Raw genomic sequence first — 19,311 nt, forward strand, 5'->3', positions numbered from 1 at the left:
ACCTCCTGCGTCACGAAAGTAGCTTCTTCACTTTCTCTTTCAATTCGTCGAAGTTGAACGACTTCACAACGTATTCATCCGCTGCCCACGATGAAAGATCGGCTCTATAATGAGAATAGGCCGTGAGCAGAATGATCTTTGCGTCTTTCTTTTTCTTTCTGATCTCACCGGCTACCTCCAGTCCACTGATGCCGGGCATCTCTATGTCGAGAATCACCAGGTCGTAGTTTCCAGAGAAGAATTTCTTCAAGGCTTCCTCCCCGTTTTCTGCCGTGTCAATTTCGTAACCCTCTTCCTGAAGTTCCTCTTTCAGAAGTTCCCTTATGTTCGGCTCATCATCGACAACCAGTATCCTTTTCATTCTCTCACCTCTTTTCTGGTGTCTTTGGAATTTCAAAGATGAAAACAACCCCGTTTTCTCTGTTTTCCGTCCATATTTTTCCTCCGTGTTCATCCTCTATGATCTTTCTGCAGATTGAAAGTCCTAAACCTGTTCCCTGAGTCTTTGTGGTGAAGAACGGTGAGAATATCTTTTCTTTCAGCTCCTCCGGTATGGGGGGACCCGAATTCCAGACACTCACTCTCACTCTGGTGTACATATCTTCCGACGTTATCTTTATCTTACCATTTTCCCCTGTCGCTTCTATTGCATTTTGAACAAGGTTTATCAGTACCTGTTTTATCCTCGTCCTATCGGCATCAATCCTGAGGTCTTCGTTGTCCGTTTCAAAGCAAAAGTCTATGTTCATCTTTCTGATCTTTTCCTCGAATAGAACGTAAACTTCTCTTATGAGTTCATTCAAGTTGAACTCGGTGAATTCAAGCACCTGCCGTTCTTTGCTGTATTCTAAGATTTCCTTGACGATCGTCTCAAGTCTGGATAACTCGTTCGTTATTATGTTGACGTATTTTTTCAGCGTCTCTGGATCGTCAAGGTGTTTTTTCATACGCATTATGAAGCCGCCTATTATCGTTATCGGGTTCCTTATCTCGTGGGCGACCCTTGCGGTCATCTCTCCCAGTATGGAGAGCCTTTCTCTTCTTTTTCTTTCCTCTTCGTATTTGTAAAGTTCTGTGACATCGTCGATCGTGATGATAACTCCTTCGAGCAGCTGTGTTTTGGCGTTTCTAAAGGGAGAAAATCTTATGTTGAAATACTTTTCTCCGAATTTGTAGAAGTTGAGAAACACAGGTTCTCTGTTTTCAAAAACGCTTTCTGCGACAGATCCGATCTCTTCAAAGCCGGGGAGATCTTTGAGCCTTCTCCCGAATGCGGTTTCTTTCTTAAGGCCAAACAGTTGTTCTGCCTTTCTGTTCCATTCAGTTACGCGCCCATCTTTACTCAGTGTTATGATGGCTGTTTCCAGGCTTTCCAGAATGCTTTCGCTGAAGTTCCTGAGGTGTTCCACGAGTTCGTTTTGACGTTGAAGATCCAGTGTTTTCTCTCTCAAACTTTCATAATTGTATGCATTCTCCAGAGCAAGACCTGCACTTTCAGAAAAGAGTTTGAGCACGTCCAGATCCAGATCGGTGACTTCTTTTTTGCTGAATTTGTTATCCACCACCACAACACCGAGAGTGTCCCATCGCCCAACGAGTGGAAAGACCATGAACTCGTCGTTTTCAAGGATACTTATGACGTCTTCCACTCCGTGACTGATTTTTTCGATGGTTTCTCTCGAAGTCCTCACTATACTCTTTCTCAAAACCACCCTCTCAAATATCGGGTGTTCTCTGTAGTAAAATCTCTTCCCTCTTATTTTTTCGTTGAATTTCGTCTCAAATGAAAATGTGAGTGCCTCTTCCCTTAGAAACTGTACCAGATCTGTGTATCTCAAGGTTCTTTTTCTGAGGTATCTCTTGAGTTCTTCATGTTCCTGAGGAGTATCACCACCCATCGCAGAAACAACTACCAGGGAATTCGTGTTTTCATCTTTCTTGAGAAGAACGGCACGGTCGAAACTGAATCCTCTTTCTGAGACAAGACTGAGTAGAATCACCCGGTAAAGGTTGTTCGGGTCGTAAACAGATCTCATGGCCTGGCTGACGTGGTAAATTATTCTCATTTTCTTTATGTGTTCTTTCTGTATCTCTGAAACTTTCAGCTGTTCTTCGTACGACTTTTTCAATTTCTGGACTTCTTCTTTAAGTCTCCAGAGCTTTTCTGATACGTTTCCGACGAATTCTAAAAGTTTCGTACAGAGTATCTCTTCTTCTTCATCGAGTGCCTCATCGCGAACCACAACAAGATGCAGTTTGTTCTTCCACTCTCTCACCTTCGCTTCTGGATGTTTCTTTTTTATCTCGTCGATGGAGAGTTTCTCCCCCTTCGGGGAATGAGAAACATCACCTTCTATCAGATAGACTTCTTCCGCATCCAGAAATTCTCTGGCTTTTTTGAGGGAAAACCTGAGAGCTTCTTCTTTCGAGTGGGCACACATTGAATCCACAAGAGAGAGCAGCAGCTCATAAACGGTGAGTCTTTTGTAAAGTCTGACGATTTCAAAAGACTCCTCATCACTTGTCACAACTGTGTGCTTTCCAAATCTACAGATGAACCCTTCTTGAGGAATTTCATCTCCGCTTTCCAGAATCTTTATTCCCTTTATCTGTTTCAGCCCCTCCGGAATCATCTGGTATCACTTCCTTGATCCAGTCTAAATGAGATCCTCTCCAAAAGATTCTTCCGCAGCTGGGACATCTGGAGAATTTCTCTGCGTTCAGAAAAACGTACAGAGGCACCTTTTCGATCACTTCCTCACGTGGTGTCGGCAAGAGTTCTCTGTTACAGTACGGGCACCTTGCATGCTCTGGTTTCAGTTTAAAATGTTCTACCACAGTTTTCAAATCTTTTTCGTTTTCGATATAAAAGACTTTCTGTCCATATTTTTCGAAAAATTTTATAAGAGAAGATCTTTTTGTGAGAAGAATTCTACCCTCTTTTCTGCAAATCAGAAGGACTTTCCCGGGTTCTTCAGAGCAGCAAACCTTCACATCCAACCCGAGGGTTCTCAACTTTTTTGCGAGTGGTACCAGTGTAGTGTCGACAGCGAAACGAACCTCACTCATAATCTATCCTCCACTATTTAATGATAAACTAAAAGTGGGAGGGAGAAATTATGAAGATAGAAAGACTCGATAAATACATCTGGAAAATTCCAAAAGAAGGGAATATGAAGGTTGACGCGATCGTGTTCACAGACGCTGAGAGTGTGAACGATCCTCAATTCAGGGAAGCGATGAAACAGCTCGTGAACGTGGCCACGCTTCCCGGTATCGTGAAATACGCCCTCGCCATGCCAGACATACACTGGGGTTACGGATTCCCAATAGGGGGAGTCGCCGCCTTCGATGTGAGAGAAGGAGTCATCTCACCGGGTGGTGTGGGTTTCGATATAAACTGTGGAGTACGCCTGATGAAAACAGATCTCACTTACGAAGATGTGAAAGATAGAATAAGACCTCTCGTCGAAGCTATATACGAATTCGTTCCCGCGGGTGTTGGTTCAACAGGTGACATCGTCCTCGGCAAGAAAGGGCTCAGGAAGGTTCTCGTTGAAGGTGCGGAGTGGGCTGTCAAAGCAGGGTACGGTCTTGAGGAAGATCTGGAAAGAATCGAAGACGGTGGGAAGATACACCCAGCGGATCCCTCACACGTATCGGAAGAAGCATTCGAGAGAGGAAATGACGAGCTCGGAACTCTTGGTGCGGGGAACCACTTCGTGGAGGTTCAGATGGTTCAGGAAATATACGACGAAGAACTCGCTGAATTCTTCGGACTGGAGATCGGTACCATCACGGTAATGATCCACTCCGGAAGCAGAGGATTCGGACATCAGGTTGCAACCGACTACATAAGGCTCATGAGGGATAAACTGAAAGAACACAACAAAAATCTACCCGACAAACAGCTTATAAACGCTCCGTTCGAACATCCACTCGGACAGGCCTATTATTCTGCCATGAATTGCGCGGCAAACTACGCGTTCGCGAACAGGGAGATCCTCGGGCATCTCGTTAGAAAAGCTTTCTGGAAAGTGTTCGGGAGAGACACACGTGTTGATCTCATCTACGACGTTGCTCATAACATCGCAAAAGTGGAAGAGTACGAAGTTGACGGAAAAAGAAGAAAACTGGTTGTCCACAGAAAGGGTGCCACACGTTCTCTTGGTCCCGGAAGCGAAAAGGTTCCTTCGATCTACAGAGAAGTGGGACAGCCCGTCATCATACCGGGTGACATGGGGACTGCTTCCTATCTTCTGGTGGGAACAAAGAAAGCCGAAGAAAAGGCCTTCGGTTCCACCGCACACGGAGCGGGGAGAGTCCTTGGAAGGTCTGCTGCCCTGAAGAAGCTGGATTACAGGGAAGTTCTCGATGAACTGGCAGAAAAGAATATTGTCGTCATGAGTAAAAGTAAAAAGACTCTGGTTGAAGAAGCTCCTGAAGTTTACAAAGACGTGGACAGAGTGGTGCAGATCGTTCATGAGATAGGTATTTCGAGAAGAGTGGCCAGGATGATTCCTCTTGGTGTTGTGAAGGGGTGATACCATCGTAGAAAAAATGTATGTTCGAGAAGTGAAAGACGGGAAAGTGGTGGTGGCAAAAGCTAGAACGAGCGCTTGTGGGAGTTGCCCGGCAAAGAACATCTGTCTTTCCAACAACGAGATAAAACTCGAGATAGACTGGAACGGAGAAGATTTGAAGCCCGGTGATGAGGTTGTGGTAGACATACCCGAGTACGATCCTTTGAAGGTATCAACACTCGTTTATTTTCTTCCCCTTGTGATATTCGCGGTGACTGTGATAACTGGATACCTTTTTAGGCTGAAAGATTGGGTAACCTTCGTACTTGCGCTGGGAAGCGTTTTCATCTATTATTCTCTGCTTCGTTTCAGAAGAAAAGACAGAAAACCTCCTAGAATCCTCAGGAAGGTCTCTTAGGAGGTGTTTGCGTGACAATAGAAGAGATCGCCAGAATCGTAGAAGGAGAGATCCTTTGTGGAAACAAAGATCTGAACATAGAAAGAGCCGTTGCCACAGATCTCATGAGTGATGTTCTCGCGTTTGCTGAGCCGAACGTTCTTCTGATCACAGGGCTTCACTCTCCACAGGCCGTGCGAACCGCCATGGTGGTGGGGATACCCGCTGTTCTCTTCGTCAGAAAAAAAGATATTCCTGAGACTATAGTCAATTTTGCGAAAGAATGCAACATCACCGTTCTTGCAACGAATCTTTCCATGTTCGAAACTTGTGGCAGACTTTACATGAAAGGTTTGAAGCCCGTCAGGAGAGCGATAGAATGAGCGTTTCCATCATAGACAGATTGCAAGCCATTTTCCAGGATGTCAGAGTTTCCGAGTTCATGAATCCGGACGTTATATACGTAACACCGGACAAGACACTTCTTCACGTGAAAGAGATTATGAGGATAAAGAGGATCTCAGGTGTGCCCGTAGTGGATGACAAAAAACGGGTAGTGGGAATCGTCAGTTTGGAAGACATCATAAAAGCCCTTGAGGGAAGTTACATAAAAGACAGTGTTGAAAAGCGCATGACGAAGAACGTGGTATGTCTGAAAGAAACAGACACCCTCCAGGACGCCGTCAAGACCTTTGAGAAATACGGTTATGGGAGATTTCCCGTTGTCGACGATGAGGGAAAACTTGTGGGGATCGTGACAAAGCACGACATCATCTATTTTCTTCTGGCAAAACTCGGCATCATGTATCTGCACGACAAAAGGATGGAAGAAGTCTTGGAAAAAGGAACCTCACTGATCACGGGAGAGGTCCTGGAAAAAGGAAAAGCGGATTTTGTTTTCCACATAGATTACTTCGATGTGAACATGATCGGGATAGGGGCTTCCAAATTGAAGAGGTTTCTCTTAGAGCGAGGAGTGGATGAAGAACTGGCAAGAAGAATTGCAATAGCTACTTACGAAGCGGAAGCAAACGTTGTCATCCACAGCGAATCCGATGGGTACATATACTGCTTCATCGACAATGAGAAAATCACGGTGAGGGTAGAAGACAGAGGAAAAGGGATAGAAAATCTGGAACTCGCGATGAGAGAAGGCTATTCAACGGCTCCAGACCACATCAGAGAGCTCGGCTTTGGTGCAGGGATGGGGCTTCCAAACATGAAAAGGTACTCCGATAAAATGGTCATCATCTCAGAAGTGGGAAAGGGTGTAATCGTTGAGATGGTGTTCTTCAGGAGGGATAGAGGTGAGGATAAGGGAGATAGTGGAAAAACTGGGGCTTGAACATGTGTGCGGTGATCTGAACACGGAAGTGGAACACGGTTTCACCTGTGACCTTTTGAGTGAAGTGCTGGGGAAAGCCCAGCCTTCGACACTCTGGATCACAGTGCAGTCTCACGTCAACATAATAGCGGTTGCCACGGTTGTCGGAATAAAGGGAATCGTTCTCTGTGACGGTCACGAATACGAAAAGGACACTGTGAAGAAGGCAGAGGAGAACGGAGTGGTGCTCCTTAAATCTCAGGAGAACTCCTTCATAGTTTCTGGGAAGGTGTACGAGCTGGGGTTGAGATGAAGGCGGATTTACATGTGCACACGTGTCTGTCACCGTGCGCAGATCTGCTCATGATACCGCCCGTTGTGGAGAGGGCATCGGGAGATGTACAGATTCTCGGCATAGTTGATCACAACAGCGCAAAAAACGTTCCTGCTTTTCTGAAAATGAAGAAACTCGTTGTCCCTGGAATAGAGATACAGACGGTGGAAGATGTTCACGTGCTCGGCTTTTTTTCCGATATCGAAAGCGCATTGAAAGTCACGAAGATCGTTTACGAACATCTTCCATCGGTGAAACACGATCATGAGAAAATGGGCTATCAGCTCTTTGTAGACGAAAAGGGGAATTACACGGGCTACGAAGACGTTCCACTCGGTTTTCCTTCAGATCTCACACTGTCTCAGGCTGTAGAGCTGATTCGATCATTTGGAGGGATACCGGTTTACGCGCATGTTGAGAAGAGATTCGGTGTTCTCTACCAGCTCGGTTTCTTTCCAGATCTCGAGATTCCTGTTGCTGAAGTGGTGAGTAGAGAGGGAAAAGAAAATGCCCAGAAAAAGAATCTCAGGGTGATAGTGACATCGGACGCCCATTTTCCCTCTGATATAGGAAGAAGGTACATCGACATATCAGGAGCGCCGAATTCACCCGAGGAAGTACTGAAAAAGATCCTCAACAGCGAATACACACTGGGAGGTGTTCTGAATTGGTAAGGGTGAGATTCGCACCGAGCCCCACTGGCTTTCTCCACGTTGGAGGAGCTCGAACCGCTCTGTTCAACTTTCTTTTCGCACGGAAAGAAAAAGGAAAGTTCATCCTCAGAATAGAAGACACCGATTTGGAGAGATCTGAGAGGGAGTACGAAGAGAAGCTCATGGAATCTCTCAGGTGGCTTGGTCTTCTGTGGGATGAGGGACCGGACGTGGGAGGAGACCACGGTCCATACAGGCAGAGCGAGAGAGTGGAGATATACAGAGAACACGCTGAAAGGCTTGTAAAGGAGGGGAAGGCCTATTACGTTTACGCTTACCCTGAAGAGATCGAAGAGATGAGGGAGAAACTCCTCTCTGAAGGAAAGGCACCACACTACTCCCAGGAGATGTTCGAAAAGTTTGATACTCCCGAGAGAAGAAGGGAATACGAAGAAAAGGGTTTGAGGCCGGCTGTGTTTTTCAAGATGCCCAGAAAAGACTATGTGTTGAACGATGTGGTGAAAGGTGAAGTTGTGTTCAAGACAGGAGCAATTGGGGATTTTGTGATAATGAGAAGCAACGGTCTTCCCACCTACAATTTCGCCTGTGTGGTGGATGACATGCTCATGGAAATAACACACGTTATCCGTGGAGACGACCATCTCTCAAATACACTGAGACAGCTCGCTCTCTATGAAGCGTTTGAAAAGGCTCCCCCCGTTTTTGCGCACGTTTCCACCATACTGGGACCCGATGGAAAAAAACTGAGCAAGAGACATGGAGCCACTTCTGTGGAAGCGTTCAGAGACATGGGATATCTTCCGGAGGCGCTTGTCAACTATCTGGCACTTCTTGGATGGTCTCACCCAGAGGGTAAAGAACTCCTCACTCTCGAAGAATTGATTTCTTCGTTTTCTCTGGACAGGCTCAGCCCGAACCCTGCGATTTTCGACCCACAGAAGTTGAAATGGATGAACGGTTACTATTTGAGGAACATGCCGATTGAGAAGCTCGCAGAACTGGCAAAGCCGTTCTTTGAGAAAGCCGGGATAAAAATAATCGACGAGGAGTACTTTAAAAAGGTATTGGAGATCACAAAAGAGAGAGTAGAGGTGCTTTCAGAATTTCCTGAAGAGTCCCGCTTCTTCTTTGAAGATCCAGCACCTGTTGAAATACCAGAAGAAATGAAAGAAGTGTTTTCACAGCTCAAAGAAGAGCTCCAGAACGTTCGGTGGACCATGGAAGAAATCACACCTGTCTTCAAGAAGGTACTGAAACAACACGGTGTAAAGCCCAAAGAATTCTATATGACGTTGAGAAGAGTTCTGACTGGTAGAGAAGAAGGTCCTGAACTCGTCAACATTATTCCTCTTCTTGGAAAGGAGATCTTTTTGAGAAGAATAGAAAGATCTCTGGGGGGATGAGAATGAACATCCAGAAACACGGAGAAGACTGGAAAGGTACAGTTGTGATCGTACACGGTCTCGGTGAACACTCCGGGAGGTACAGAAGACTTGTGAGAGAATTCGTTTCAGAGGGTGTTCAGGTGGTCACATTCGATCTACCAGGTCACGGCAAATCTCCCGGAAGAAGAGGGCACCTTCGTTTTGATGACGTTTTTAAAATATTGAACGAGATCACGAAAGATCTGGAAAGGTTCGTGCTCTTTGGTCACAGTCTCGGTGGATTGATAGCTATCAGATTCACTCAGATTTTTCAGCCAGAGAACCAGAAAGGGTTGGTGGTGTCGGCCCCCGCTATCCTGCTTCCAGATACCCATTCTCCGGTCCTTGAATTCATGGTGAGGTTTCTGTCCTTTTTTGTTCCATTCCTCACGATGAGCAACGGGATAAACCCGAGCGATCTTTCCAGGAACAGAGAAGCGGTGGAAGCGTACATAAGAGATCCCCTCGTTCACGACAGAATCTCCTTCAAGCTCGCTTCAGATATGCTTTCCCATATGAAAAAGGTTCTCAAAGACGCTGAAAGGATAAAGGTTCCTGTTCTCATTCTTCACGGAACTGATGACAGGGTGGTGTCTTTTGAGGGAAGCAAGAAGTTTTTCGAAGCACTGAGCACAGAGAAAAAACTGGTGAGCTTTCCTGGAGGATACCATGAACTTTTTGAAGATCCAGAGCACCAGAAAGAGTTTTTCAAAACGATAGTCGAGTGGAGTCTCGAAAAACTCGGAGGGAAATAAGTTGAAGGAGTTCAGGAAGATCTTAGAGGACAAAGCTTTTTTCTTCACGACACTGTACATATTGATTTCATTTCTCGTATTCAAGATTTTCCCGGATGTCTTTGCAGTGATTGTGTTGATGGTGTTCTTCACGCTCCTTTTGGATCCGGTCATTCGTTTCCTGGAGAAGCTGAAATTTGGAAAGTACTTCTCCAGGGTAGCAGCACTTCTTCTCTTCTTTTTCGTGATGGTTTATTCGCTTTACATGATCATTCCTCCTGTTTTCAACGAGTTTGGGAGTTTCATCGAATTCATGACAAAAGTTTTTGAAAGCAAGATATGGAAAGACTACATAAAATCTCCTGAACTGATGCCGGTGTTCGATAAGATCATGAATTTTCTTGAACCAAAGCTCACAGATTTCCTGAACTATGTCTTTTCGCTTGTAACAACGAATTTTGTCTCTGTTACCACGATAATTGTTTTCACGCTTTTCGGACTCGGCTACACCGTGTTCTATATTCGCGAAATAGCCAGCTTCTTTGTTCTCATCTATCCAAAGAGTGTAAGAGCGGAAGCGAGAGAGTTTTTCCGTGATGTGTACGCGAGTATGGGGAGGTACATAAGGGTCATCTTCATAAATGCTGTGATAATAGGACTCTCTTACTGGATTGTTTTCGAAGCTTTCAACTTGAAGTACAGCGCCATCATAAGCCTCTGGGCTTTTGTGACCAACTTCATTCCAATCGTTGGAGTGGTCCTGGAATACATCCCTGTACTTCTTTTTTCTCTCACTCTCGGTGTGAAAGGTGTTCTTCTCATAGCACTCTTTGCGATCCTCATACATGCCGTTGCCTTCGTTGTCTTCATTCAGCTGATGAAAGGCCTCGAAAAGCTGAATCCCGTTTACATAATCTTGTCCATCCTGTTTTTTGGGAAACTCTTCGGATTGTTCGGATCTTTTGTGGGAGTGCCGCTCGCTCTGTTTTTCAAAGTCTTCTGGAGGAAATTTCTCAGGCCCCTTTTTGAGGCGGGGTGAGAGTTTTGAGAATTATCTTCATTCTTCTTCTACTGATACCTTCTCTTCTAACTATGGCGCTATCCCTTGAGGAAATAAAAAGCCTTTCGAAGACGAATCTGGACAATGCCATAGATCTTTTTCTCGACTACATGAAAAAGCACCCCTCTGATCCAGAATTAGAAAATGTTGGAGAGTTTCTCTTTGCCAAAAAAAAGCTCGTTGAAAAACACCCCTCCCTCTCTCGGGAAATCATCTCAGAAGACTTTCATGGTCTCCTTGAAAAACTAAGAGACACAGAAGAAATGTTCTCCGAGGAAGAATCACCACTGCTGGAAAAAATCTTTCCAGAGCTGAAGAGTTTTGCTGAGAAACTGCAAGACGTGGAGGAATTTCTCTCTTCACCATTTTTCTGGAAACTCGGCATCAGTTTGAAAATAGAAAACCCCGAGAAGTTCGCCGAAGATCTTGTGAACAGGTTTCTTGAAGATCCTTTCGTGTTCTCATTCGAGGTGGTGGAGGCTCTCTCGAAGGTGGAAAATGCCGAAGAAATAGCCTACCATCTTGTGAGAAAAGCAAAGGAGATACCTCTGAAAGAGGAGAGTTACTCCTATATTCTGAGACTTTTTGAAGTGGCACATCACTTGGGATACAGTGAAACAGACGAACTCGAAGAACAGATAAAGAAATACTTTTCCATCTCTGCAAAGGTGAACGCCTCTGGGAACGTGGAAGAGATCCTCGACGAGTACGAACAGCTCACCATTCCCAAGGAAAAGCTCAGAGAAAAACTGGCCGCTGTTTCAAAAAAGTCGAAGGTGTCTGAAGAGAAAAGAGGTAGATATTACCCGTTTCTCCTGGTTCTTCTTGCTCTACCGTTTCTTTCTGCTCGATTCAGAGCGTCTTTTTACAGGAGAATCGGCATGAAAAAAAGAGCAGCTTCGATTTATTTGAAGCTGCTCCAGAAACAGCCGGAAAACGTGAAGCTTCGATTGAAGCTCGCCCGTCTTTACGAAGAAATCGGCATGCACGAAGAAGCGATGAAAGAGTACGAAATCATAAAGAAACTCTCTTAAGCCTGGACCCAGTAGTTCGGAGATTCTTTCGTTATGATGATGTCGTGTGGATGGCTTTCTTTCACTCCAGCTGGAGTGATTTTCACGAAGACTGCCTTTTCCTGGAGTTCTTTTATTGTTCTGGCACCGATGTATCCCATACCGGATCTGAGTCCGCCCACAAGCTGATGCACCACGTCTTTTACGGTTCCTTTGTACGGCACCATACCCTCTATTCCTTCGGGGACAAACTTGTTTTCCCCTTCCTGACCGTATCTGTCCGCACTTCCAGATCTCATAGCGCCAAGGCTTCCCATACCTCTGTAGGCCTTGTACTTTCTACCCTGATACAGTATCGTTTCTCCCGGTGCCTCTTCGGTACCGGCAAAGATACTTCCGACCATGACACTCTCGGCACCGGCTGCAAGTGCTTTCACAATGTCTCCAGAGTATCTGATTCCTCCATCCGCTATGATGGGAACGTCGTACTTTCTCGCAACTTCAGAACATTCCATAACGGCTGTGAGCTGCGGAACACCAACACCAGCTACCACTCTCGTTGTACAGATCGATCCGGGACCCACACCTACTTTCACAGCGTCCGCTCCCGCCTTTATGAGCGCCTCCGTTCCTTCCGGGGTCGCCACATTTCCGGCCACTACCGGCAAATCCGGGTAGTCTGCTTTTATCATCTCGAGGGTCTCTATCACTCTTCTGGAGTGACCGTGAGCGGTATCTATGACGATCACATCCACACCCGCTTTTACGAGCTTTTCCACCCTTTCCATGGTTTCAGGACTCGTTCCAACCGCTGCGCCCACGAGAAGCCTTCCCTTTTCGTCCCTCGCCGCGTTGGGATGTTCTATCACACTCATTATGTCCTTGATGGTGATCAATCCAACGAGCTTGTTGTCTTTTGAGACGAGGGGAAGTTTCTCTATTCTGTGCTGGTGGAGAATTTCTTTTGCTTTTTCAAGGGAGATGTCTGGAGGGGCAACGATGAGCTTTTCTCTTGGTGTCATCAGATCTTTTATCTTCTTTGAAAGGTTCTTTTCGAACCTGACATCTCTGTTTGTGAGCAGGCCAACAAGCCTTCCCTCTTCGTCCACAACGGGAAGTCCACCTATTTTGTACTCTGCCATGAGATCAATTGCTTCTTTCACCGTCATATCCGGGGTTACGGTGATAGGATCGTATATGATGCCGTTTTCGGTCTTCTTTACGATCGATACCTGGCGCGCCTGTTCATCGGGAGTGAGATTTTTGTGAATGATTCCAATGCCGCCTTCCCTTGCGAGAGCCTTTGCCAGAGCCGCTTCGGTCACTGTGTCCATGGCGGCACTCACAAGTGGTATATTTATTCGTATCTGTCTTGTGAGCCTGGTGTCTATTTTCACGTCTTTTGGAAGGACTTCGCTGTACTGTGGAACAAGCAGCACATCGTCAAAGGTCAGGGCTTCTTTCATCCAATCCCTCCTCAAACGATCATCTCGTGTTTTTCAATAATCTTCCCGGACTCAGGTCCTATTCCGAACACGCTCCAGTTACCCGCAATAAATCTCTCGTAGGCCCTTCTGTAGTCTTCTTTCGAAACGTTCTTTATTCTCTCGACCCTTTCCTCTATGGTTTCCAGAGAGTCGTGAGAGAGATTATCGATCACAAAACTCATCATGCCGGCTGGATTGTCTGTGACCATATCGAGCTTTCCAAGGTATCTCGTCTTTCCGTATTCGAAATTCTTCATGAAGAGAGATTCATTGGAGAGAACTTCTTTCATCTTCGAGAAGAACTCATCTATCTTTTCAGGAGAAAGAGCCGCGTACACGATGATGATTCCTGTTTCCTTCAGCGCGTAGATCTGAGAGAACACATCGTAAACGAAGCCCTCTTTCTCCCTTATTTCGTGGAACAGAATGGAGCTCATTCCACTTCCCAGAGCAGTATTGAGAACATAAAGCGGGTATATATCTTCGCTGTTTCTTCCACAGATGGGTCTTGCCAAGGCAATGTGTACCTGCTCTAGGTCGTTCCTCACGATGTATCTGGGTTCCGTGTGTTCGAACGAAGGTGGAGGTGGAAGAGGATCTCCTGGCTTGTTCCTTTCTAATTCGCTCAATTCTTTTTCCAGAAGAGAAAGGTAGTCATCGTTTACTTTTCCAGCGAGGATGATTTTGGTATCCGGAAGATTGTAGTTTTTCCTGTGATACTCTCTGAGATCTTCCGACGAGATCTTCTCAATAGTTTCCTTCCTTCCAATGATGGGCCTTCCGTAGGGCCCGGGCCAGACAGTTTCCACCAGAGTATCGAAGAGTTTACTGGTTGGATCATCCTGGGACATCTTGTACTCTTCAAGAATGATCTTTCTCTCTATCTCGGTGTCTTCGGGAGAGAAAATGGGATAGAAAGTTATCTCTTTCAACACGTTCAGCGTTTTTCCGAAGTGAAACTCCGGAACTTTTGCATAATAAGCGGTGGCGAGTTTATCGGTGAAGGCATTGAGAGTTCCTCCAACCACTTCTACGGTGTACTTGAGAGAAAAGTGATCGTAGCTTTTTGTTCCCCTGAAAGCCATGTGTTCTATGAAATGGGAGATCCCCGCAAGTTCTTCTGGTTCGTGAGCGGATCCCTTTTTAATTAAAAAGGCGCAGGAGATCGTCCGCGCCTTGTCGAATGGTATGGTGAAAATCTCAATTTCGTTTACTGTGTGTCTTTCCATGCTGAGTGTTTTCCCCCTCTGTGACACGTTTGAACTGCAGTCTTCCGAGGTCGTCTATGTTGATCACCTGTACCTTTATGGTATCACCGACTTTCACCTTTTTCAAGAACTGCCTCATATCTTCTCCTACTTTGCTCTGATGAAGGAGGCCTATCTTACCTGGTCTCACCTCTATGAACAGTCCGTAAGGTTCTATCCTTGTGACCTTTCCTTCCAGAACTTCTCCCACTTCTATTTCTTTGGCTATTTCCCTTATGAGTTCGATGGCCTTGTCAACGTTTTCTTCAGAACTTCCAACGACCTTGACGAGGCCTGTTTCGTCGTCGATCTCCACCTTCACATCGAAGTCTTTTATGATCTTCTTTATCACTCTGCCTCCAGGTCCTATGACATCCGCCACTTTTTCTGGATCGACCTTGGTTACCTTTATGATCGGTGCATACTTGGACAGATGCGGTCTTGGAGCAGAGATGGTTTCATACATCCTGTCGAGAATGTACATTCTCGCTTCCCTTGCCTGCATGAGCGCTTTCATGAGGAGTTCATCTGAGACACCTGAGACCTTACAGTCCATCTGAAAGGCGGTGATTCCATCTCTTGTTCCAGCCACTTTGAAGTCCATATCACCGTAGTGGTCTTCCATTCCAATGATGTCTGTGAGTATGATCTCGGCGTCTTCTTCAAGAATGAGCCCCATCGCTATTCCTGCAACGTGTTTCTTGATAGGAACTCCAGCATCCATCAGCGCCAGGGATCCTGAACACACCGTGGCCATTGAGGAAGAACCGTTGGACTCCAGGATCTCAGAAACCACTCTTATGGTGTAGGGGAACTCTTCTTCGGGTGGAAGCATGTTCTTCAGAGCTCTTTCTGCCAGATGTCCATGCCCGATTTCCCTTCTGCTGGGACCTCTGAGCGGCTTCACCTCTCCTGTACAGAACGGAGGAAAGTTGTAGTGCAGCATGAACCTCTTAACGCCTTCTTCGAGGAGTGTGTCTATGATCTGAACGTCCATGGGAGCGCCGAGAGTAACGATGCCGAGACTCTGTGTTTCCCCTCTGGTGAAAAGAGCAGAGCCATGTGTTCTCGGGAACAATCCAACCTCGCAGGAGATGGGTCTGATCTCGGTCGGTTTTCTCCCGTCCGCTCTGATACCCTTCTCCACTATCAATCTCCTCATTGTTTTTTTGACGGCATCTTCATAGAGTTCCGAGACAAAGGGTTTGATTCCTTCCAAATCGGTTACGGACAATTTTTCTGCAATCTGATTCAGAAGCTGTTCTTCGTACTCTTTGAGAGCCACTTCTCTTTCCTTCTTCACCTTTACGAGGATTCTTCTTTCCAGTTCTTCTTTGTTTAGAAGATCTTTGAAAGCCTCAACGAGGCCTTCAGGTGGTGTGGGCTCGACAACGGGGATTTTCTCCACGTTGAACTCTGAGAGAATCTCTTCCTGGAAATCGACGAGTTCTTTTATAACGGAATGCGCGAATCTCAGGGCCTTCACCATATCTTCTTCTGCTACTTCTTTCGCCTCACCTTCGACCATGGTGACAGCGTCTTTTGTTCCAGCAACGGTGATATCCATCAGGCCCTTTTCTATGTCTTCCTCACTGGGTAAGGCTATGAACTGTCCGTCTCTGTAACCAACCCTGATACCCGCCACTATACCTTCAAACGGTATCTTTGAAACGTTCAATGCGAGGGACGCGGCAAAGATTCCCACAACGTCCGGTGGAACGTTCGGATCCACCGAAAGCACGGTCACGATAACCTGGACCTCGTTTCTGAGTTTTTTTGGAAAGAGAGGCCTTATCGGTCTGTCGATGAGGCGGGCTGAGAGAATAGCGGATTCGCTGGGTTTACCTTCCCTCTTTATGAAACCACCGGGGATCTTTCCGGCAGCGTAGAACCTTTCCTGGAACTCAACGGTGAGAGGTACAAAGTCGATTCCTTCCACTGCTTTGTCTGAAATGTTTGCGGTTGCCAGAACAACTGTGTCACCAAACCTCACCAGGGCTGAACCACTCGATTGTTTCGCTACTTTTCCGTACTGAACTACGAGTTCTCTTCCAAGGATGTTACGTCGCCATTCCTTCATATTCCTATCACCTCTACCCAATCAATTTAAATCAGGAAGCGGGCAACAAGCCCGCTTCCCCCTCCTTAGAATTTTATTTCCTGATTCCTAACTTGGCGATGAGTTCTCGATAAACTTCCGGTTTCTTGTGTCTCAGGTACTTCAACATTTTTCTTCTTCTTCCGATCATCTTCATGAGTCCTCTTCTGGAGTGGAAATCCTTTGGATGCTTTCTCAGGTGCTCTGTCAAATGTTTGATCCTCGCAGTGAGAAGAGCGATCTGCACCTCAACGGATCCTGTGTCGTTCTCGTGGATCTGGAATTCCTTGATGATTTCGTTTTTCTTTTCAGGGTCGAGAGACACCACCGAACACCTCCATTTTATCAGTCTCCGCCAGCCCAGGTTCTTCCCCAGACTGGGGTCAAGGATGATTATACCACAAAAACATACCCCGGCATGTGCCGGGTTGTGGAGCGGGCGACGGGATTCGAACCCGCGACCCCCAGCTTGGGAAGCTGGTGCTCTACCAGCTGAGCTACACCCGCTCGTTCGTTGATTATTTTATCATACATTGGGGAAACCTTTCAAGAGTTTCTCCCTCTTGACAACCTAACGGGGTGATGCTATATTATAAAAACGGGATTAGACGGTGCGGGGTGGAGCAGTCTGGCAGCTCGTTGGGCTCATAACCCAAAGGTCGTGGGTTCAAATCCCACCCCCGCTACCAGATCGATATGAACAGCCCGGCCGTTTTGGCCGGGTTATTTTGTTTTTATGGGTTCTTGCCTTAAGTGTTCGTGGATAGAAAAGGATATGACTGTATCCAGTGAAAGAAAACGAAGGCATGAGAACGGGGTAAACCAGAAAAGGTTCGTATCCATTCAAGGGAAGACTCCTTTTTCCCAGTGTTCTACTTTTCCCTCGATGATCAGAAACACAGGACTGGCGTGGATATCCTTTTCGCTTTTCAATGTTTCATATCGCTCTGGATCTCTTTTCTGAAGTTTCTTGAGGAGGTGGTGAAACTCATATTCAAGTTGGCCCTTCGTGACCGGGATCTTTTCCTTGAGTTCCACTACCTCTATCTTCCTGATGTCAAAGCGGTAGCCCCTCCTTTCCGCTTCCCTCCATACCTCAAAGAGGTAGGCGTTTATGGCCTTTAACGGCTCTGAATGGTTTTTAAAACGTTCAAGCTGCGGGTGGTTTCTGTACCCCCTGGTCTTTCCTTCGAGCACTTTTTTAGCCAGTAAACTTTCCCTCCAGAGTGCCACGAGCCCTTTGGCGTCAAGGTATTTTGGGTGGAGCGACCAGAGACGCAGGTTCTCACCTCCACAGGTATGGTACTATGCTATAGCCCGTCCAGAAGAGCGGGCCGAGGTTCAGAAGAAAGTGTGGTATGAACGTGAAAACCATGTTTCCGGACTGACGCCATACCACTATGTGGATGAACCCTGAAATGGTCGTCATCAGCACAAACGCCACCCCAAAGAATCCCTCGGGACTTGCTACATGGAGGAACTTTGTCCAGAACATCGTGTGTATTAGCCCCACGAAGGCGGCGAAGAACACCAGGCCTGCAAGGCGATATCTGAGCCTGGGTTTTTCAGGGTACAGGTCCCATGAATCAAACAGGTAGAGCCAGAGTATCTGTTCGGTCGAAGCATTCACCGGAGCCCACAAAAGTGCCGTAAGGAGAACACCAAACCGGTCAACTTCCTCAACTCTAATCCGTGCCTGGTAGGCAAAGAATAGGGCCGTGAGTATTACAAGGACGTTCACATAGAACCACTTGGGAGGCTTTTTCGGGAAGGGTGTTCCATAGCCTACAACGCCTCTTCTCAGCTTCACAAGGCCCCAGGCGAGGGAGTAGTAGATAAGCATGGGAATGAGGACCCCGCTCAGATCATAGAGCCATCCCGCCACAGCAGGGAGAGAGAAGGCTATTACAGCTGAAAGCAGGAGGTCAAGGTGCTTTGGTCTCCATGAAGTCGGGTCATAGGTTTTCACTCCGGACATCTCACTGACCTCCACCAAACAGGAAATCAATCAGTTTCTTTTCCTTATAAAGCCTTTTGCGAAACTCCATTATGGGCAGGTCACCCTGGACGAGGACATCTTTCCTTATGTCCCTCTCCTGGGTCTCCACAACTCTCCTATCCTGGTGGAGGATTATCCTGTTTAAGGGCATGCTTAAACGGGCTATGATGGAATCAACGGGTTTCAATCCCGTCATTTTCACGTAAAAGCGGAGGTATATCATGGTTTTCTGCCTGTCCACGGGAACAAAAAAGGCTACCACTCTCGTACCTTCACTTATGTGGTTCTGCCAGAGGTTGGGAAATATGAACTCAAGGTAAACCCTCGACTCCTCCCCGCTGAGTTCCTCGGGTCTTTTGACCCTCTGCCCCCTATCGACCTCGTTGAACACGTAAAAAATGAAACTGTCTTCGTCTATCCACTTGACGACGGGGCCGTGGACCAGGGTCCTGTTTCCCCGGCCTATGGTGGTTCTGTGGACGAAAGGTAGGTGCATGACGTCGAGCTGGTTCTCAACCGCCCTCGGGAACGGGACGTTCCAGAGCTCCCTGAACTCCGCATAAGCGAAGTCCTCATCTATATCATCGAAGAACTTTGGCTCCTTCTCTGGCTCTCCTTCTCCGAACCAGAGCCATATTATGTTATTTTTTTCGTAAACCGGGTATGAATTAACCCTAAATCTATCAGGAACTTTGTAGTTCTTCCCGAGGGCCGGTATAAGCCTCACCCTGCCGTTACCGTCGTACTCAAACCCGTGAAAGGGGCACTGGATTCTATCGTTTATAACCTTCCCCGCTGAGAGCCTAGCCCTCCGGTGCACGCAGAAGTCTTCCAGGGCGTAGACTTTTCCCAAGCTGTCCCTCCAGAACACCAGGTCTCTCCCGAGTCGCCTAACTCCAACGGGTTTTCTCCTCACCTCATTCGATGAAAGAACTGCAAACCACATTGAAGACACTTCTTGCGGCGCCCCCCCATCGTCCGTTGTTTGTTTTTTCTT

The 19,311-nt window shown here is 46.6% G+C and carries 20 protein-coding genes and 2 tRNA genes; 11 read left to right on the plus strand and 11 right to left on the minus strand.

The window, feature by feature from the left end; translation table 11 throughout:
* Positions 1 to 10 precede the first annotated feature (10 nt).
* The 3 genes from TPET_RS07280 to TPET_RS07290 are packed head-to-tail and all read right to left on the minus strand — an operon-like array spanning position 11 to position 3,069.
* Positions 11 to 361 carry a response regulator gene (locus TPET_RS07280; RefSeq protein WP_011943890.1) on the minus strand — a complete coding sequence of 117 codons (351 nt, stop codon included), beginning with the start codon at positions 359 to 361 and terminating at the stop codon, positions 11 to 13.
* A gap of 4 nt (positions 362 to 365) precedes the next feature.
* A complete protein-coding gene (locus TPET_RS07285) occupies positions 366 to 2,633 on the minus strand; it encodes an ATP-binding protein (protein ID WP_048810884.1) in 2,268 nt (755 codons plus the stop codon).
* The gene (locus tag TPET_RS07290; RefSeq protein ID WP_011943892.1) at positions 2,575 to 3,069 is read right to left on the minus strand and encodes a Mut7-C RNAse domain-containing protein; all 495 of its coding nucleotides are present in this window, start codon (positions 3,067 to 3,069) and stop codon (positions 2,575 to 2,577) included. Before TPET_RS07290 ends, TPET_RS07285 begins: the two co-directional genes overlap by 59 nt.
* Before the next feature lie 50 nt (positions 3,070 to 3,119).
* On the opposite strand from TPET_RS07290, the gene TPET_RS07295 reads away from it, so the two are divergent.
* From TPET_RS07295 to TPET_RS07340, 10 genes are read left to right on the plus strand one after another with little or no spacing between them, the layout of a single operon-like run.
* Positions 3,120 to 4,544, plus strand: a complete 1,425-nt coding sequence (locus tag TPET_RS07295; protein WP_011943893.1) for an RtcB family protein — start codon at positions 3,120 to 3,122, stop codon at positions 4,542 to 4,544.
* A 16-nt stretch (positions 4,545 to 4,560) separates the two neighbouring features.
* Complete coding sequence (locus TPET_RS07300; protein ID WP_029682982.1) at positions 4,561 to 4,941, plus strand: SoxR reducing system RseC family protein; 381 nt, start codon at positions 4,561 to 4,563, stop codon at positions 4,939 to 4,941.
* An 11-nt stretch (positions 4,942 to 4,952) separates the two neighbouring features.
* The gene (locus tag TPET_RS07305; RefSeq protein ID WP_011943895.1) at positions 4,953 to 5,303 is read left to right on the plus strand and encodes a DRTGG domain-containing protein; all 351 of its coding nucleotides are present in this window, start codon (positions 4,953 to 4,955) and stop codon (positions 5,301 to 5,303) included.
* Positions 5,300 to 6,265, plus strand: coding sequence for a CBS domain-containing protein (locus tag TPET_RS07310; protein WP_004081550.1), 966 nt, complete (start codon positions 5,300 to 5,302; stop codon positions 6,263 to 6,265). Before TPET_RS07305 ends, TPET_RS07310 begins: the two co-directional genes overlap by 4 nt.
* Positions 6,228 to 6,557, plus strand: a complete 330-nt coding sequence (locus TPET_RS07315) for a DRTGG domain-containing protein (RefSeq protein WP_004081549.1) — start codon at positions 6,228 to 6,230, stop codon at positions 6,555 to 6,557. Before TPET_RS07310 ends, TPET_RS07315 begins: the two co-directional genes overlap by 38 nt.
* The gene (locus TPET_RS07320) at positions 6,554 to 7,252 is read left to right on the plus strand and encodes a PHP-associated domain-containing protein (protein ID WP_010865325.1); all 699 of its coding nucleotides are present in this window, start codon (positions 6,554 to 6,556) and stop codon (positions 7,250 to 7,252) included. Before TPET_RS07315 ends, TPET_RS07320 begins: the two co-directional genes overlap by 4 nt.
* Complete coding sequence (gene gltX, locus TPET_RS07325; protein WP_004081547.1) at positions 7,246 to 8,655, plus strand: glutamate--tRNA ligase; 1,410 nt, start codon at positions 7,246 to 7,248, stop codon at positions 8,653 to 8,655. Before TPET_RS07320 ends, gltX begins: the two co-directional genes overlap by 7 nt.
* A 2-nt stretch (positions 8,656 to 8,657) precedes the next feature.
* Positions 8,658 to 9,431 (plus strand): alpha/beta hydrolase, encoded by a 774-nt coding sequence (locus TPET_RS07330; protein ID WP_011943896.1) that lies wholly within the window; start codon positions 8,658 to 8,660, stop codon positions 9,429 to 9,431.
* A 1-nt stretch (position 9,432) separates the two neighbouring features.
* Positions 9,433 to 10,449: an AI-2E family transporter gene (locus tag TPET_RS07335; RefSeq protein WP_004081545.1), complete on the plus strand. Its 1,017-nt coding sequence runs from the start codon at positions 9,433 to 9,435 to the stop codon at positions 10,447 to 10,449.
* Between the two features lie 5 nt (positions 10,450 to 10,454).
* Positions 10,455 to 11,504, plus strand: a complete 1,050-nt coding sequence (locus TPET_RS07340; RefSeq protein ID WP_012896505.1) for a tetratricopeptide repeat protein — start codon at positions 10,455 to 10,457, stop codon at positions 11,502 to 11,504.
* Here the strand turns inward: TPET_RS07340 and guaB are convergent.
* The 5 genes from guaB to TPET_RS07365 form a co-directional block, all read right to left on the minus strand.
* Complete coding sequence (guaB, locus tag TPET_RS07345) at positions 11,501 to 12,949, minus strand: IMP dehydrogenase (RefSeq protein ID WP_004081543.1); 1,449 nt, start codon at positions 12,947 to 12,949, stop codon at positions 11,501 to 11,503. The two genes, TPET_RS07340 and guaB, sit on opposite strands and share 4 nt — an antisense overlap.
* Before the next feature lie 11 nt (positions 12,950 to 12,960).
* Positions 12,961 to 14,199 (minus strand): M16 family metallopeptidase, encoded by a 1,239-nt coding sequence (locus TPET_RS07350; RefSeq protein WP_011943898.1) that lies wholly within the window; start codon positions 14,197 to 14,199, stop codon positions 12,961 to 12,963.
* Positions 14,171 to 16,297, minus strand: a complete 2,127-nt coding sequence (gene pnp, locus TPET_RS07355; protein WP_011943899.1) for a polyribonucleotide nucleotidyltransferase — start codon at positions 16,295 to 16,297, stop codon at positions 14,171 to 14,173. The genes TPET_RS07350 and pnp overlap by 29 nt, the downstream gene beginning before the upstream one ends.
* A 73-nt stretch (positions 16,298 to 16,370) precedes the next feature.
* Positions 16,371 to 16,640: a 30S ribosomal protein S15 gene (gene rpsO, locus TPET_RS07360; RefSeq protein ID WP_008195245.1), complete on the minus strand. Its 270-nt coding sequence runs from the start codon at positions 16,638 to 16,640 to the stop codon at positions 16,371 to 16,373.
* Positions 16,641 to 16,746: 106 nt separating this feature from the next.
* Positions 16,747 to 16,822: transfer RNA gene (locus tag TPET_RS07365), tRNA-Gly, on the minus strand.
* A gap of 105 nt (positions 16,823 to 16,927) precedes the next feature.
* Between TPET_RS07365 and TPET_RS07370 the strand changes: the two genes are divergently transcribed.
* Positions 16,928 to 17,004, plus strand: a tRNA-Met gene (locus TPET_RS07370).
* A 154-nt stretch (positions 17,005 to 17,158) separates the two neighbouring features.
* On the opposite strand, the gene TPET_RS07375 is transcribed toward TPET_RS07370, so the two are convergent.
* The 3 genes from TPET_RS07375 to TPET_RS07385 are packed head-to-tail and all read right to left on the minus strand — an operon-like array spanning position 17,159 to position 19,260.
* Entirely contained in the window at positions 17,159 to 17,596 is a 438-nt protein-coding gene (locus TPET_RS07375) for a pyrimidine dimer DNA glycosylase/endonuclease V (protein WP_012896509.1), read from the minus strand.
* A 4-nt stretch (positions 17,597 to 17,600) separates the two neighbouring features.
* On the minus strand, positions 17,601 to 18,293 hold the full coding sequence (locus TPET_RS07380) for a hypothetical protein (protein ID WP_004081539.1): 693 nt from the start codon (positions 18,291 to 18,293) through the stop codon (positions 17,601 to 17,603).
* A 1-nt stretch (position 18,294) separates the two neighbouring features.
* On the minus strand, positions 18,295 to 19,260 hold the full coding sequence (locus tag TPET_RS07385; protein ID WP_012311161.1) for an aromatic ring-hydroxylating oxygenase subunit alpha: 966 nt from the start codon (positions 19,258 to 19,260) through the stop codon (positions 18,295 to 18,297).
* Between the last annotated feature and the right edge of the window lie 51 nt (positions 19,261 to 19,311).

The sequence above is a fragment of the Thermotoga petrophila RKU-1 genome (assembly GCF_000016785.1).
Lineage (GTDB): Bacteria > Thermotogota > Thermotogae > Thermotogales > Thermotogaceae > Thermotoga > Thermotoga petrophila.

What these genes read in the sequence shown, in the direction of transcription:
- TPET_RS07280 (WP_011943890.1), bottom strand. Translation starts at nt 361, where the DNA reads ATGAAAAGGATACTGGTTGTCGATGATGAGCCGAACATAAGGGAACTT.
- TPET_RS07285 (WP_048810884.1), bottom strand. Translation starts at nt 2,633, where the DNA reads ATGATTCCGGAGGGGCTGAAACAGATAAAGGGAATAAAGATTCTGGAA.
- TPET_RS07290 (WP_011943892.1), bottom strand. Translation starts at nt 3,069, where the DNA reads ATGAGTGAGGTTCGTTTCGCTGTCGACACTACACTGGTACCACTCGCA.
- TPET_RS07295 (WP_011943893.1), top strand. Translation starts at nt 3,120, where the DNA reads ATGAAGATAGAAAGACTCGATAAATACATCTGGAAAATTCCAAAAGAA.
- TPET_RS07300 (WP_029682982.1), top strand. Translation starts at nt 4,561, where the DNA reads ATGTATGTTCGAGAAGTGAAAGACGGGAAAGTGGTGGTGGCAAAAGCT.
- TPET_RS07310 (WP_004081550.1), top strand. Translation starts at nt 5,300, where the DNA reads ATGAGCGTTTCCATCATAGACAGATTGCAAGCCATTTTCCAGGATGTC.
- TPET_RS07320 (WP_010865325.1), top strand. Translation starts at nt 6,554, where the DNA reads ATGAAGGCGGATTTACATGTGCACACGTGTCTGTCACCGTGCGCAGAT.
- TPET_RS07330 (WP_011943896.1), top strand. Translation starts at nt 8,658, where the DNA reads ATGAACATCCAGAAACACGGAGAAGACTGGAAAGGTACAGTTGTGATC.
- guaB (WP_004081543.1), bottom strand. Translation starts at nt 12,949, where the DNA reads ATGAAAGAAGCCCTGACCTTTGACGATGTGCTGCTTGTTCCACAGTAC.
- TPET_RS07350 (WP_011943898.1), bottom strand. Translation starts at nt 14,199, where the DNA reads ATGGAAAGACACACAGTAAACGAAATTGAGATTTTCACCATACCATTC.
- pnp (WP_011943899.1), bottom strand. Translation starts at nt 16,297, where the DNA reads ATGAAGGAATGGCGACGTAACATCCTTGGAAGAGAACTCGTAGTTCAG.
- TPET_RS07380 (WP_004081539.1), bottom strand. Translation starts at nt 18,293, where the DNA reads ATGTCCGGAGTGAAAACCTATGACCCGACTTCATGGAGACCAAAGCAC.
- TPET_RS07385 (WP_012311161.1), bottom strand. Translation starts at nt 19,260, where the DNA reads ATGTGGTTTGCAGTTCTTTCATCGAATGAGGTGAGGAGAAAACCCGTT.